Here is a 13,527-nt window from a genome sequence, read left to right as displayed (position 1 = left end):
GGGTGGTGGTGCCGCGTCTACCATCCGCCGCTCGTTCCTCGCGGCTCCCGCCAGGCCCGCCACGACGCGGCACCACCACCCACCCCGCCCGACGTCGTCTCACCCCGGCCCCTGCTCACCCGGACGCCCGCGTCGTCGTGCGATGTCGGCGACCTGGCCGCCGGCCCGGCGGCCGCCGTCGGGCACGACCCACGGTTCTACCTCGCGGACCAGAGTTCTATCTCGCGGGACCAGGGTTCTATCTCGCGGGACCAGGGTTCTATCTCGCGGGACCAGGGTTCTCTCTCGCGCGACCACGGTTCTCCTTGAGCGAACCATGGGTTCCGCCCGGCCAGGGTTCTCTCTCGCGGTCAGAGGGCGAGGTCGAGGCGGCCGTCCGGTGACGAGCTGGCGAGGGCGCCCTCTCGGCGGGGGATGCGGCCGGCGCCGGCGGCGAGGCGGCCCGACTCGACGGCGAGCCGCATCGCGTGCGCCATGCGGACCGGGTCGGCGGCGCGCGTGACGGCGGTCGCGAGCAGGACGCCGTCGCACCCGAGCTCCATCGCCTGCGCGGCGTCGGACGCCGTCCCGATCCCCGCGTCGAGGATCACGGGCACGCGGGCGGCGGCGGCGATCGCCTCGATGTTGCGGGGGTTGAGGATGCCGAGCCCGGTGCCGATCGGCGCGCCGAGGGGCATGACGGCGGCGCACCCGACGTCCTCGAGCCGGCGCGCGAGGATCGGGTCGTCGTTGGTGTAGGGCAGCACGACGAACCCGTCGCGCACGAGCTGCTCGGCCGCCTCGACGAGGCCCACGGGGTCGGGCAGGAGCGTGACGTCGTCGGCGATCACCTCGAGCTTGACCCACTCGGTGCCGCACGCCTCGCGCGCGAGGTGCGCGGTGAGCACGGCCTCGCGCACCGAGAAGCAGCCCGCGGTGTTGGGCAGCGCGCGGATGCCGAGGCGCGCGAGGAGCGCCCAGATCCCGGCGTCGGGGCTGGCGTCGCCGCCCGCGCGCACGGCGACGCGGCGCATCGCGACCGTCGTCAGCGCGGTGCCCGACGCGACGAGCGCGTCCTCGAGCGTGAGCAGGTTCGCCGCCCCGCCGGTGCCCATGACGAGGCGCGACCCGATGGTCGTGCCGGCGACGACGAGCGGGTCGGCGCCGTGCGACGGTCGGCTCGCGGTCGCGGGGGAGATGTCGGTCGTGGTCACGGGTCCTCCTCAGCCGCCCTGGACGGCGGTCACGATCTCGATGCGGTCGCCCGGCGCGACGACGGTCGTCGCCCAGGAGCCGCGCGGCACGACGGCGTCGTCCACGGCGACGGCGACGCCCTGCGGCGTCCCGTCGGCGACGTACGCGGGCACGAGCGCCGCGACGAGCTGCTCGAGGTGCACGGGGGCGTCGAGCGGGTACGGCTCGCCGTTGACGAGCGCGGTCGGAGCGGGTGCGGACACGGTGATCACCTCGGTGTCGTGGAGGAGGACGCGGCCGATCGGTCGCCGCCGAACCCGGGGTTGTTCCCCGGATCCGGGGCGAGCCCGGGCGTGACCCCGGGTTCGGCGAAGCGGTCGGTGCGGGTCGGGGAGATGGCGGTGGCGGCGTCGGCCGGGAGCGTGGTGCCGGTGAGGCCGGCGACGACTGCGTCGGCGGTGAGGGGTGCGAGGAGGATGCCGTTGCGCCCGTGCCCGGTCGCGAGGTGGAGGCCCGGTACGCGTGTCGGGCCGACGAGCGGCAGGTTGTCCGGGGTCGCGGGCCGAGCGCGCGGCGTGACGTCGACGAGCGCCGCCTCGTCGATCCCGGGCAGGAAGGCGCGCGCGTCGCGCAGCAGCGCGAAGACCCCGCCCGCGGTCGCGCGACGGTCGTCGGGGTTCTCCTCGGTCGTCGCGCCGAGGACGACCTCGCGGTGCCCGGCGCGCGGTCCGTCCGAGACCGGGTGGCGCGGCACGACGTACACCGGCCGCCCCTGCACGACCCCGCGCACGACGTGCTCGAGCGCGAGTCCCGGCCCGGCGTCGAGGCGCAGGGTCTGCCCCTTGACCGGTCGCGTGGGGACGACGACGCCCGGCACGTCCGCGAGCAGCGCTCCGGACTCCCAGCCCGCCGCGACGACGACGGCGCCCGCCCGGTGGAGCCGGCCCGCGTCGTCGTGCACGCCCCCGACCCGCCCGGACGGGTCGAGCGCGAGGCGCGTCGCCGTCGCCCGTACGACGACCGTGTCCGCGTCGGCACGTGAGCTCCCGCCCCAGGACGACCGCGGTCCCGAACCGTCGCCGAGCGCGGTGAGCAGGGCCGCGTGCGTCGCGCGCGGGTCGACCGCGTGGTCCGCGGGCGCCCAGGCCGCGCCCGCGACCCGCGGGCCGAGGTACGGCTCCCGTCGACGCGCGTCGACGACGGTGAGCTCGTGGGACGCGAGCCCGTGCGCGGCGTGGAGGGCGAGGACGCGCCGGAGCAGCGCGAGGTCGTCGGCGTCGTAGGCGACCGTGAGAGTGCCCGCGGTGCGCAGCCCGACGTCGGCCGCGGTCGCAGAGCGCAGGTCGGCGGCGAACCCGGGCCATGCCGAGGCGGCGGCGAGGTGCAGGCGCAGCGCGTCGTCCTCGCCGAAGTCGGCCTCCGTGACCGGGGCGAGCATGCCGGCCGCGGCGTGCGTCGCGCCGTCGCCCGGTGACGGGTCCAGCACCGTGACGGTCAGCCCCGAGCGTGCGGCGCGCCACGCCACGGCGAGCCCGACGATCCCGCCGCCCACGACGACGACGTCGCGTGCGCCGTCGGGCACGACGGGACCGGCTCCCGGCGGGCGGGTCCCGGGACGGACAGGGGTGTGCATGCGCGCTCCCTTCGCTGGCATGACCCAGATCAGGTTCGACGGTCGGCTCCGACGCCCTCTCAGCCCCCGTGCGGGGCTCCCGTGCTGTCGGCCACAGTACCGCCTGCCGAGGGCGCGCCGCGGCTAGGCTCCGGCGGGTGATCCCCGAGACCTTCGCCACTCCCGCAGCCCCCGCCCCGTGGGCCCCGGACGCCGCACGCGCCCGACTCGCCGACGCGCGCCTCTACCTGTGCACAGACGCGCGCGAGGAGCGCGGCGACCTCGAGGACTTCCTCCGGGCGGCGCTCGCGGGTGGGGTGGACGTCGTGCAGCTCCGCGACAAGACGCTCGACGTCACGCGCGAGCTCGAGCTCCAGGAGCTCGTCGCGCGGGTCGCGACCGAGCACGGCGCGCTGTGGGCGGTCAACGACCGGGCCGACGTCGCGCGCCTCGCCGGCGCGCCCGTGGTGCACATGGGTCAGGGCGACCTGCCCGTCCCGGCGGTGCGTGCGCTCCTGGGCGGTGGGCCCGTGCTCGGCCGCTCCACCCACTGCGCCGAGCAGGCCGCCGCGGCCGAGGCCGACCCGGCGGTCGACTACTTCTGCGTCGGCCCCCTGTGGGCGACGCCCACCAAGCCCGGACGTGCCGCCGTCGGGCTCGACCTGCTGCGCGCGGTGGCAGCGACGCGGCCGAGCACCCCGTGGTTCGCCATCGGGGGGATCGACGCGGACCGGCTCGACGCGGTGCTCGACGCCGGGGCGGACCGCGTGGTCGTCGTGCGCGCGATCACCCAGGCGCGTGACCCCGAGGCCGCGGCGCGTGCGCTGCGCGAGCGGGTCGTCGAGCGCGCCGCCGCACGCACCGACGCCTGAGACCCGGGACCGTACCGCGCCGCGCGGCGACTATCCTGGAGCGGTGACGTCACCCGCCACCGCTCCCGACACCCCCACCACCGCCGAGGTCGCCGCGACCCCGCGCCCCGTGCTCGTCGTCGACTTCGGCGCCCAGTACGCGCAGCTGATCGCGCGCCGCGTGCGCGAGGCCAAGGTCTACTCCGAGATCGTGCCGCACACCTTCACGGTCGAGCAGATGCTCGCGAAGGACCCGGTGGCGATCATCCTCTCCGGCGGGCCGTCGTCGGTGTACGCGACGGGCGCCCCGTTCGTCGACCCGGCGCTGTTCGAGGCCGGCGTTCCCGTCATGGGCATCTGCTACGGCTTCCAGGCCATGGCGAAGGCGCTCGGCGGCGAGGTCGCCCAGACGGGCCTGCGCGAGTACGGCGGCACCGAGGTCGAGGTGTGCGCCGCTGGCGTGCTGCTCGACGGCACGCCGCAGAACCAGACCACGTGGATGAGCCACGGCGACGCCGTGCACCGCGCGCCCGAGGGCTTCGAGGTCCTCGCGACGTCGTCGGGCTCGCCGGTCGCCGCGTTCGAGGACCGCGAGCGTCGCCTCTACGGCGTGCAGTGGCATCCCGAGGTCAAGCACTCCGCGCACGGTCAGACCGTGCTGGAGCACTTCCTGTACGACGGCGCGGGCCTGGCCCCGGACTGGACGCCCGGCAACGTCATCGCGGACCAGGTCGCGGCGATCCGCGCCCAGGTCGGCGACGCGCGCGTCATCTGCGCCCTCTCCGGCGGCGTCGACTCCGCGGTCGCCGCGGCGCTCGTGCAGCGCGCGGTGGGCGACCAGCTCACGTGCGTGCACGTCGACCACGGGCTGATGCGCGCGGGCGAGGTCGAGCAGATCGAGCGCGACTTCGTCGCGGCGACGGGCGTCAACCTCGTGATCCGCGACGAGAAGGAGCGGTTCCTCACCGCGCTCGCCGGGCACAGCGACCCCGAGACCAAGCGCAAGATCATCGGCCGCGAGTTCATCCGCGTGTTCGAGGACGCCGCGCGGCAGATCGTCGAGGATGCGGGCGAGCACGGCGCCGAGGTGAAGTTCCTCGTGCAGGGCACGCTCTACCCGGACGTCGTCGAGTCCGGCGGCGGCGAGGGTGCGGCGAACATCAAGAGCCACCACAACGTCGGCGGCCTGCCCGACGACCTGCAGTTCTCGCTGGTCGAGCCGCTGCGCACCCTGTTCAAGGACGAGGTCCGGGCCGTCGGCCGCGAGCTCGGCGTGCCCGAGGAGATCGTCGCGCGGCAGCCGTTCCCGGGCCCCGGTCTCGGCATCCGCATCGTCGGAGAGGTCACGGCGGACCGCCTCGAGACGCTGCGCGCCGCGGACGCGATCGCGCGCGAGGAGCTGACGAAGGCCGGGCTCGACGCCGAGATCTGGCAGTGCCCGGTCGTGCTGCTCGCCGACGTCCGCTCGGTCGGCGTCCAGGGCGACGGCCGCACCTACGGTCACCCGATCGTGCTGCGCCCCGTCTCGTCCGAGGACGCGATGACGGCCGACTGGACGCGCCTGCCCTACGACGTGCTGTCCGTCATCTCGACGCGCATCACCAACGAGGTGGCCGAGGTCAACCGGGTCGTGCTCGACGTGACGAGCAAGCCCCCGGGCACCATCGAGTGGGAGTGACCCCCTAGCGGGACGGCCGGGCCCGACGATCCACGGTGATCGTCGCGGCCCGTCCGTATGCCCGTTCCACGTCGGCGAGCACGCGCGGCCAGCCCGCCGACGACGGCACGTCGCGGTTGTGCGCGACGATCCGGTCGAGCAGGCCGTCCTCGGTCGCGAGACGCACGAGCGCGTCGGCGAGCCCGGCGTCGTCGTCCGCCACGAGCGCGTCGACGCCGTCGGTGAGGCGCTCCGCGACGCCCGACTGCGACCGCGTGAGCACCGCGAGCCCGGCGGCCTGTCCCTCGAGCGCGGCGATCCCGAACGCCTCCTCGACGGCGGGCGCGGCGAACACGTCGGCGCGCGCGTAGAGCCGCTGGAGCCCTGTCGTGTCGAGGCGGCCGGGGAGCGACACGACCGACCCCAGCCCGTGCTCCGCGACGAAGCGCCGCGCGTCGGCCAGCTCGGGGCCGTCCCCGGCGAGCGTCACGTGGAGCGCGCCCTCGGGGAGGCGCGCGACGGCGTCGCGCACGACCTCCAGGAACGGCAGCACGCGCTTGCGCGGCGCGAACCGCGTCGCGGCGACGACGTGGACGGCAGAGCCCTCCATGCGGTCGGCCCGCTCGGTGCGCGGGACGCGCCACGCGTCGAGGTCGAGGCCGTTGTGCAGCACCACGACCTCGCCGTTGTCGCCGACGATGCGGCGCAGGGGAGCGGCGGTCAGCTCGCTCACCGCCGACCACAGCACGGGCCAGCGTGACCAGCGCACGACGCGGTCGAGCCCGGCGAACGCCCTCTCCGCCCCGCCCCAGACGCTGTGCACCGTGAGCACCGCGGGCACGCCCGCGCGCACGACGGTGCGCAGCGACGCCTGCGTCGAGGGCGTCAGCACGCCCATGTGCAGGTGCACGACGTCGGGCCGGTCGGCCCGCAGGATCCGCGCCACGTGGTGCGGCGCGCGCGGGTGCACGGGGTAACCGCCCGGGACGCGCGCGGCGAGCCGGTGGACGGTGACCTCTCCGTCCTGCTCGGTGGTGACGCCGTGCGCGCCCGGGCGGGCCGGGGTCGTGCACACGACCGCGACGTCGTGCCCGGCGGCCGCCTGCTGCCGCGCGAGGCGCGCGACCTGGGTCTCGATCCCGCCGAGCAGCGGCAGGTAGCAGTCGGTCAGGTGGGTGATGCGCACGGACGGCATCCTCCCATCCGCGCGCGACGTCGAGGCGCGTGTTCGCCGCGCGGCCCGTCGTCGTCGTCGCTACCGTGGGTGCCGAGATGGGTGGTTCGACCGCCCTGCGGCGGACCCGCGCCCGCGGGTCACGGTCCGCGGTGCGGCAGCAGGTGGGTCCTGACGAAGGGGAGAACGCGCCATGTCGAGCACCGTCACCGTCACACCGGCCAAGGGGGCGCGCGGCATCGGCCTCGTGTCCGTCATCGCCGGCATCGTCCTCCTCCTCGCGGGCATCGGCACCTGGATCGTCGTGGCGAACCAGCTGTCGGCCGAGGAGATCACCGTCTCGGACGACGCGTCGTTCATGGCGGGCCGGCACGTCAACGGGCCGCTCACCGCGTACGCGCAGGCCGAGGTCATCAACAAGCACGCGCTCGAGGCGAGCGACGGTCAGACGTACGCCGAGCTCGGGCAGGACGACCCGACGCGGCAGACGGTCATGACGGCGTCGTTCCTGCGCGCGTCGCTGTTCACGTCCGTCGTCGCGTTCGGGGTGTGCGCCCTGGTCATCGGGTTGGGCATCCTCTTCATCCTCGTCGGCATCGCGCTCAGGAGGCTCGCGGGCGGTCCCAGCGTCGCCGTCGAGACCCCGGCGGCGTACACGTCGTCGGGCGACCTCTCGGACGCCGGGCGCCACGCCGCCCCGGCGCGCGCGCAGCCGGCGCCGACCGCGCCGCCCGCCCGTCCCGAGCCCACGCGCCCGGTCGAGGCGCCGGGGCGCACGTCCGCGCTCTCGACGGCCGGTGCCGAGGCCCGCGCGGCCGCGACGCCGGTCGAGCCGACCGGCGCACCGGGGACGGGAGCCCCGTCCGCGCCCGGGGCGTCGCCGGCCGCGTCGCCCGACACACCCACGACCAGCCGCACGGGCGCCCCGCCCGAGCGTCGGGGTGACGAGCCCACTCCCTGACCGTCCCGGCCGTCCGTCCGGACGTCGAGGACCCGTTCCCACCGGGTCGCACCGGGGAGAGCGTGCGGGGCGACGTCGCTCGGACACGGCGAGGGGCCGTGGCACACGTGCCACGGCCCCTCGCTGTGTCCGCGGGGTGCGACCTCAGCCGCGCCGGCGCCTGGCCCCCGAGACGATCGACCCCACGACGAGCGTGAGGCCCGCCGTCGCGAGCACGACGATCGTGGCGAGCCCGAGGTCGACCCGTGCGCCGAGGGCCGCCGCGAGCACGACGACGCCGAACGCGACGATGACGAAGCCCCACACGATGGTCGAGACCCGGGGCCCGCGCCGGGCGGGCGGGACCTGTCCGCCGGATGCCCACGGGTCGGTGGGCACGCGCGACGGCTCGGCCGACGGTCCCGACGACGGGCCGGCCGGGCCGGCCGGGCTCGGCTCGGAGCCGGCGGGGGCGCCGGCGGTCGGACGCTCGTGGACCGCAGGGCTGGGCACGTCCAGGACGCTGGTGTCCCCGTCCCGCGCCTCCTGGGCGCGCGGCGCCGTGGGGAGCGGCTCGGGCGAGGCCGGCCCCCCGGTGGGGGTGCCGGTCGACGACGGGTCGGTGGACAGCGGCACCGTCGGGTGGACGTCCGACCCCGGCGCGTCGGCCCGCGGCGCGTCGAACAGCTCGTCGCCGAGCGGCCGCGTGTCGTCGTCCCGGTGGTTTCCGTCGTTCATCAGTCCTCCTCGATCGTGATCTGGCCGGCTCCGACCTCGACCCGCAGCACGAGCAGCGGGTCGTCGCCGGACTGGACCTCGTCGTTGTCGAACGTGACCGGCTGCGTGCTGACGCCGCCGATCTCCTGCCGGTCGCCGTCGACGCGCCAGCGGGCGTTCCCGGCCAGCACCTGGACCTCGGCGCGCACCGGGACGCCGTCGGGCACGACGACGGTCGCGTCCCCGGCGCCGAGCTGGACCGGTACCTCGACGGGAGACGCGCCCGTCGCGTCGGACAGGTCGAGCCCGGAGAGGTCGATCGTCGGGTCGCCGAACGAGACGCCGAACCCCTCCTCGGCGACGTCCGGGTCGGTGACGCGGTGCGTACCGTCCGTGACGGTCCGCACGGCGTCGTCGAGGAAGAACGTGAACGGCGTGGAGCGCCACGCCGAGGCGGGGAGCGCGATGACCAGCAGCAGCACCGCGAGCCATCCGAGGCCGCCGCTCGTGCGCCCGCGCAGGCCGCCGACGACGATCGCGAGACCCGCGAGGATGCCCGACAGGCCGGCCCACGTGAGGAAGACGGGCCACGGGAGCTCGCCCTGGCGCTCGACGACGAGCAGGAACGCCCCGAGCAGGAGGCTCAGTCCGACCACGATGCCCGTCGTGGTGGCCCCGGGCCCTCGCGGGCGCGGGGGCCTCGGCGGCTGGGGCGCCGGCGGCGGGCCCGGCGGCTGGGGCGTGGACGGGTTCCGCGGCCCCTGGTGCGCCCGCTGCGGCGCGGCGGGCGGCGCGAGGGGCGGCGTCCCACCGAACGGTGCACCCGGGGCGTACGGGGGCAGGGACGTGGCGGCGCTCGGCGCGGTCGACGCGTAGGGGCTCGCCTCGGCGGACCAGCTCGCACGGTCCTCGGGGCCCGACGGCGCGGCGCCCGACGGCGTCTCGGGGGTGCCCCACGGGTCGGCCGGCGCGGGGCTGCCACCGGGCGCGGTAGGACCGTTGCCCGGCCCGCCGGGGACGGACCCGGGGGTCGCGGGGCCGCTGGCGTCGCGTGAGCTCGGGCCACCGGACCACGGGGGAACCTGTGGCGGCGCGCCCTGGGGGCCGCGGGGGCCCCGCTGGGTGAGCGCCGAGACCACGACGACGGCCACGGTCACGAACGCCGCGACCCAGAACAGGCCCGTCAGCCACCCCAGGTCGAGCGCGTCCCACCAGGACCACCAGCCGCCGCCCCACGAGAACCCGACGAGGACGAACGCCGCGGCGCCGAGCAGCGCGACGTCCACGTTGCCGCGCAACGCCTCCTGCAGGTGGATGCGTCCGTCGCGGCGCTCCGGGAGGAGGGCCCACGCCGCGCCGTACAGCACGAGCCCGGCTCCCGAGAGGAAGAACGTCACGAACAGGAGACCACGCACGACGAGCGGGTCGATCCCGAACCGCTCGGCGACGCCGGACGCGACACCGCCGATCCAGCGGTCGTCCGCGCGGGCGATGCCGACGCGCCGGACGGCGTCGAAGAAGCCGTCGGTGCCGTGCGGGCGCGCCGCGCCAGGGGCCGGCGGCGAGCCCTGCGGCGGACGCCGGCCGGGATCGGTCGGCCCCGTGGGGCCGCCCCACGCGGGGTCGGGACCGCTCGCCCCGGGAGGGACGGTGCCCGGCTGTGCGCCGGACGCGCCGGCGGCGCCGCCGGAGGACCCGGGCCGGCTGCCGGGTCCGGGAAGGTCGGGAGTGCTCATGACCACCATGCTGGCCCCGGCGCCGTGCCGCCGGTATCGGGTGCCACCCTGACCCGACCCTGAACCGGCCGTCGCGCGACCCTGGTTTCCCCGTCCGGGGGCGCTCCGGGCGCCCGGGACGTGTGACGATCGGGGGGTGACGACTCCTGCCCACCCCGCTCGGCGACCCGGCGCGCCGACCGGTGCCGGGTCCGGCACCAGGCCCGTCGCCCCGCCGCGCGACCTGCCGCTGCGCCGCCCCGAGCGCGGCCGGTGGGTCGCCGGCGTGTGCGCGGGTCTCGCGGCGCACCTCGGTGTGAGCGTCGGTGTCGTGCGCCTCGTGACGGCGTTCCTCGGGCTCGCGGGCGGTGCCGGCGTCGCGCTCTACGTGTTCTGGTGGCTCACGGTCCCGTCCGGCGACCCCGCCGCGGCCCGCGACGAGCAGCGCCCGGCGTCCCTGTCGCGCCTCGCGCCGCGCCTGCAGGGCAGCGTGCGCCGTCTCCCGGTCCGGGACGTCGCGATCGGCGTGGTCCTGCTCGGCGGTGCCGGGCTCCTCGTGGCGCTGCGGAACGGGGTCGACGTCGAGGTGTCCTGGGTCATCCCCGTGCTCATCGCGCTCGCGGGCGCGGCGCTCGCGTGGAGCCAGCTCGACGCCGTCGAGCGCGGCCGGCTGCTCACGCGGGCCGGTGGCCGCACCCCCGCGGGCGTCCTGCGCATCGCGGGCGGGGTGGTCCTGGTGCTCGTGGGCATCGTCCTGCTCGTGGGGCAGGACGCGCGGCCCACGCAGATCGTGCGCGCGGCCGTCGCGGCGGTCGCGGTGCTCGCCGGCGTCGCGATCGTCCTCGCCCCGTGGTGGCTGCGGCTCGTGCGCGAGCTCGGGAACGAGCGCGCCGCGCGCGCCCGCGAGGCCGAGCGGGCCGACATCGCGGCGCACCTCCACGACTCCGTGCTCCAGACGCTCGCGCTCATCCGCGCCCGGTCGTCCGACGCGGACACCGTCGCGCGCCTCGCCCGCGCGCAGGAGCGCGAGCTGCGCGAGTGGCTGTACGACGACCGCCCCTCGCCGGGGACGTCGCTCGCCGCCGAGCTGCGCGGGCTCGTCGCGGAGGTCGAGGACGGGCGCGTGGGCCGCCGTGCGGAGCCCATCGGGGCGCCCGTCGGGACGACCGGCGCAGGGGTGGCCGGCGAGACCGAACCCGGGCCGGTCGTGGTGGACGTCGTGGTGGTGGGTGACTGCACCCCCACCCAGGAGACCGCGGCGCTGCTCCAGGCGACGCGCGAGGCGCTCGTCAACGCCGTCGCCCACGGCGGGCCGCCGTACTCGGTCTACCTCGAGGTGAGCGACGCGGCCGTCGAGGTCTTCGTGCGCGACCGCGGGGACGGCTTCGACATGGACGACGTCGCGCCCGACCGGTTCGGCGTGCGGGAGTCGATCCTCGGGCGGGTCCAGCGGCGCGGCGGCAAGGCCGAGATCATCAGCAGGCCGGGGTGGGGCACGGAGGTACGGTTGCGCGTGCCGCGCGCCGTGGCGGAACCCGAACCCGCCCGCCCGTCGTCGAGCTCACCGTCGAACCAGGAGAACCCGTGACGACCATCCCCAGCACGCCCGCCGACGGCGTCCCCGCGACCGGGCCCGTGCCCGTGGTGCTCGTCGACGACCACCACATGTTCCGGGCGGGCGTGCGCGCGAGCCTCGACCCGGCGCTCGTCACGGTGGTCGGGGAGGCGGACGACGTCGAGTCCGCGGTCGCGCGCGTGCACGAGCTGCGGCCCCCGGTCGTGCTGCTCGACGTGCACCTGCCCGGCGGGAACGGGGGCGGCGGCGCGGAGGTCATCCAGCGCTGCGCCGACGTGCTGGGCGACGTGCGGTTCCTCGCGCTGTCGGTGTCGGACGCCGCGGAGGACGTCGTCGCGGTCATCCGCGCCGGGGCGCGCGGCTACGTGACCAAGGCGATCTCCGGGCCCGACCTCTCGGCCGCCGTCGGGCAGGTCGCCGGCGGTGACGCGGTGTTCTCCCCGCGCCTCGCGGGCTTCGTGCTCGACGCGTTCGGGACCGGCGCGGGCGACGTGGCGGTGCGCGACGACGAGCTCGACCGGCTCTCGGCTCGCGAGCAGGAGGTCATGCGCCTCATCGCGCGCGGCTACACCTACCGCGAGGTCGCCTCCGAGCTGTTCATCTCGATCAAGACGGTCGAGACCCACGTCTCCGCGGTCCTGCGCAAGCTCCAGCTCTCGTCCCGCCACGAGCTGACCCGCTGGGCGGCCCAGCGCCGCCTCCTCTAGCCGCCGGCGGGGGCGGGGGGCGTCCAGGCGGGGGAGAGGGTGACCACGTCGCCGACGACGGTCACGGCCGGCGGGCGGACGTCGGCCTCGCGCGCGCGGTCGGCGATCGTCGCGAGGGTGCCGACCGTCGTCCGCTGGCGCGGGCCGTAGCCGTCCTCGACGACCGCGACGGGTGTCTCGGGGGAGCGGCCCTGCTCGACGAGCGCGGCCGCCGTCTCCGCGAGCCGTGAGACCCCCATGAGCAGGACGACCGTGTGGTCGCTCCCGGCGGGCACCTTGCCCACGTCCTCGTGCCCGGTGAGCACGGTGAACCCGCGCGACAGGCCGCGGTGCGTCACGGGGATGCCCGCCGCGGCCGGCACCGAGACGGCGCTCGTCACGCCCGGTACGACCTCCACCGGGACGCCGTGCTCGCGGCACGCGTCGAGCTCCTCGCCGCCGCGCCCGAACACGTACGGGTCGCCGCCCTTGAGCCGCACGACCCGCCGCCCGACGAGCGCGTGGTGCACGAGGATCCGGTTGATCTCCGACTGCGGGACGGGGTGGTGGCCCGGCGTCTTGCCGACGTCCACGACCTCGACGTCGTCGCCGAGCTCGGCGAGCAGGCCGCGCGGGCCGAGCCGGTCGACCACGACGACGTCCGCCTCCGCGAGGAGGCGACGACCACGCACGGAGATCAGGCCCGTGTCGCCCGGGCCGCCCCCGACGAGCGCGACCGACCCCACGGGCCGCACGAGCGGCCCGGAGACCGTGCCCGCGAGGCGCGCAGCGCCGTCGGTCGTGGCGCGCGCGCCCACCGGACGCACCGCACGGAGCGGGAGCTCGCCCGTCGCGAGCAGCGCGGCGACGGCGTCGCGCACCCGCTGCGCGCGCCGCGGGTCGCGGCCCGCGTTGACGGACACCGTGACCTCGGCCCTCGCCGCGTCGTGCGACCCGTCGTCCGGCACGCGCGTGCGGGCCACGGCCGGCACCCAGGCGGTCGCGAGCTCCGCGTCGCCCGCGGTGACGCAGAAGACCCGGTCCGCCTCGGCGTCGGCCGCGACCTCCGCGTCGACGCGCGGGTCGCCCGTCGCGGTGTGGACGAGCCACGCGCCGTCGAGGTCGCCGGTGAGGTAGTCGCGCCGCACCCACGACACCCGCGCGCCGGGGTCTGCCGGCAGCACGGCGTGCCCGTACGCGGTCCCGGCGCCGTGCGCGGCGAGCAGCTCCACGAGGTCCTCGCACACGAACGGCGCCACGACGGTCACGACGGCGCCGGCGTCGAGGAGGCCGCGCGTGCGGCGCGCGGCGACGGGGCCGCCGCCGACGACGACGACGCGGCGGCCGTCGAGACGCAGGCCCAGGGGGTACGTCTCGTGGGTGGGTTCGGTCACGGTGCCTGCCTAGGTGTCAGCCGACGTCGGGC

12 protein-coding genes and 1 riboswitch are annotated in these 13,527 nt (G+C 76.8%); of the genes, 5 read left to right on the top strand and 7 right to left on the bottom strand.

The genetic code is table 11. From position 1 onward, the window contains the following. Positions 1-350: 350 nt before the first annotated feature. The 3 genes from JN535_RS10155 to thiO form a co-directional block, all read right to left on the bottom strand. A complete protein-coding gene (locus JN535_RS10155; RefSeq protein ID WP_205205450.1) occupies positions 351-1,094 on the bottom strand; it encodes a thiazole synthase in 744 nt (247 codons plus the stop codon). A gap of 108 nt (positions 1,095-1,202) precedes the next feature. After that, positions 1,203-1,436 carry a sulfur carrier protein ThiS gene (gene thiS, locus JN535_RS10150; RefSeq protein ID WP_307868526.1) on the bottom strand — a complete coding sequence of 78 codons (234 nt, stop codon included), beginning with the start codon at positions 1,434-1,436 and terminating at the stop codon, positions 1,203-1,205. A 5-nt stretch (positions 1,437-1,441) separates the two neighbouring features. Beyond that, a complete protein-coding gene (thiO, locus tag JN535_RS10145; protein WP_205205394.1) occupies positions 1,442-2,806 on the bottom strand; it encodes a glycine oxidase ThiO in 1,365 nt (454 codons plus the stop codon). Between the two features lie 4 nt (positions 2,807-2,810). Beyond that, positions 2,811-2,891, bottom strand: a riboswitch (TPP riboswitch). Positions 2,892-2,946: 55 nt separating this feature from the next. On the opposite strand from thiO, the gene thiE reads away from it, so the two are divergent. Together thiE and guaA are read left to right on the top strand one after the other, a co-directional pair. Further along, positions 2,947-3,657, top strand: a complete 711-nt coding sequence (gene thiE, locus JN535_RS10140; protein ID WP_205205449.1) for a thiamine phosphate synthase — start codon at positions 2,947-2,949, stop codon at positions 3,655-3,657. 43 nt (positions 3,658-3,700) lie between these two features. Further along, positions 3,701-5,314 (top strand): glutamine-hydrolyzing GMP synthase, encoded by a 1,614-nt coding sequence (guaA, locus tag JN535_RS10135; RefSeq protein ID WP_307868525.1) that lies wholly within the window; start codon positions 3,701-3,703, stop codon positions 5,312-5,314. A 4-nt stretch (positions 5,315-5,318) separates the two neighbouring features. Here the strand turns inward: guaA and JN535_RS10130 are convergent, their stop codons facing one another. Beyond that, positions 5,319-6,479: a glycosyltransferase family 4 protein gene (locus JN535_RS10130; protein WP_205205393.1), complete on the bottom strand. Its 1,161-nt coding sequence runs from the start codon at positions 6,477-6,479 to the stop codon at positions 5,319-5,321. A 181-nt stretch (positions 6,480-6,660) separates the two neighbouring features. Between JN535_RS10130 and JN535_RS21545 the strand changes: the two genes are divergently transcribed. Next, positions 6,661-7,428, top strand: a complete 768-nt coding sequence (locus JN535_RS21545; RefSeq protein WP_307868524.1) for a hypothetical protein — start codon at positions 6,661-6,663, stop codon at positions 7,426-7,428. 144 nt (positions 7,429-7,572) lie between these two features. On the opposite strand, the gene JN535_RS10120 is transcribed toward JN535_RS21545, so the two are convergent. Together JN535_RS10120 and JN535_RS10115 are read right to left on the bottom strand one after the other, a co-directional pair. After that, on the bottom strand, positions 7,573-8,145 hold the full coding sequence (locus JN535_RS10120) for a hypothetical protein (RefSeq protein ID WP_205205392.1): 573 nt from the start codon (positions 8,143-8,145) through the stop codon (positions 7,573-7,575). Continuing rightward, positions 8,145-9,860, bottom strand: a complete 1,716-nt coding sequence (locus JN535_RS10115; protein ID WP_205205391.1) for a PspC domain-containing protein — start codon at positions 9,858-9,860, stop codon at positions 8,145-8,147. Before JN535_RS10115 ends, JN535_RS10120 begins: the two co-directional genes overlap by 1 nt. Positions 9,861-9,996: 136 nt before the next feature. On the opposite strand from JN535_RS10115, the gene JN535_RS10110 reads away from it, so the two are divergent. Together JN535_RS10110 and JN535_RS10105 are read left to right on the top strand one after the other, a co-directional pair. Continuing rightward, positions 9,997-11,427 carry an ATP-binding protein gene (locus JN535_RS10110; protein WP_205205390.1) on the top strand — a complete coding sequence of 477 codons (1,431 nt, stop codon included), beginning with the start codon at positions 9,997-9,999 and terminating at the stop codon, positions 11,425-11,427. A gap of 77 nt (positions 11,428-11,504) precedes the next feature. Next, positions 11,505-12,122 carry a LuxR C-terminal-related transcriptional regulator gene (locus JN535_RS10105; protein WP_240200968.1) on the top strand — a complete coding sequence of 206 codons (618 nt, stop codon included), beginning with the start codon at positions 11,505-11,507 and terminating at the stop codon, positions 12,120-12,122. Here the strand turns inward: JN535_RS10105 and cobA are convergent. Beyond that, positions 12,119-13,495 (bottom strand): uroporphyrinogen-III C-methyltransferase, encoded by a 1,377-nt coding sequence (gene cobA, locus JN535_RS10100; protein ID WP_205205389.1) that lies wholly within the window; start codon positions 13,493-13,495, stop codon positions 12,119-12,121. The genes JN535_RS10105 and cobA overlap by 4 nt on opposite strands. Positions 13,496-13,527: the final 32 nt, after the last annotated feature.

It is taken from the genome of Cellulosimicrobium cellulans (genome assembly GCF_016921195.1).
Taxonomy (GTDB): Bacteria; Actinomycetota; Actinomycetes; order Actinomycetales; family Cellulomonadaceae; genus Cellulosimicrobium; species Cellulosimicrobium cellulans_F.
This window is presented reverse-complemented; position numbering and strand designations above follow the sequence as displayed.

What these genes read in the sequence shown, in the direction of transcription:
- JN535_RS10155 (WP_205205450.1), bottom strand. Translation starts at nt 1,094, where the DNA reads ATGGGCACCGGCGGGGCGGCGAACCTGCTCACGCTCGAGGACGCGCTC.
- thiO (WP_205205394.1), bottom strand. Translation starts at nt 2,806, where the DNA reads ATGCACACCCCTGTCCGTCCCGGGACCCGCCCGCCGGGAGCCGGTCCC.
- JN535_RS21545 (WP_307868524.1), top strand. Translation starts at nt 6,661, where the DNA reads ATGTCGAGCACCGTCACCGTCACACCGGCCAAGGGGGCGCGCGGCATC.
- JN535_RS10120 (WP_205205392.1), bottom strand. Translation starts at nt 8,145, where the DNA reads ATGAACGACGGAAACCACCGGGACGACGACACGCGGCCGCTCGGCGAC.
- JN535_RS10115 (WP_205205391.1), bottom strand. Translation starts at nt 9,860, where the DNA reads ATGAGCACTCCCGACCTTCCCGGACCCGGCAGCCGGCCCGGGTCCTCC.
- JN535_RS10105 (WP_240200968.1), top strand. Translation starts at nt 11,505, where the DNA reads ATGTTCCGGGCGGGCGTGCGCGCGAGCCTCGACCCGGCGCTCGTCACG.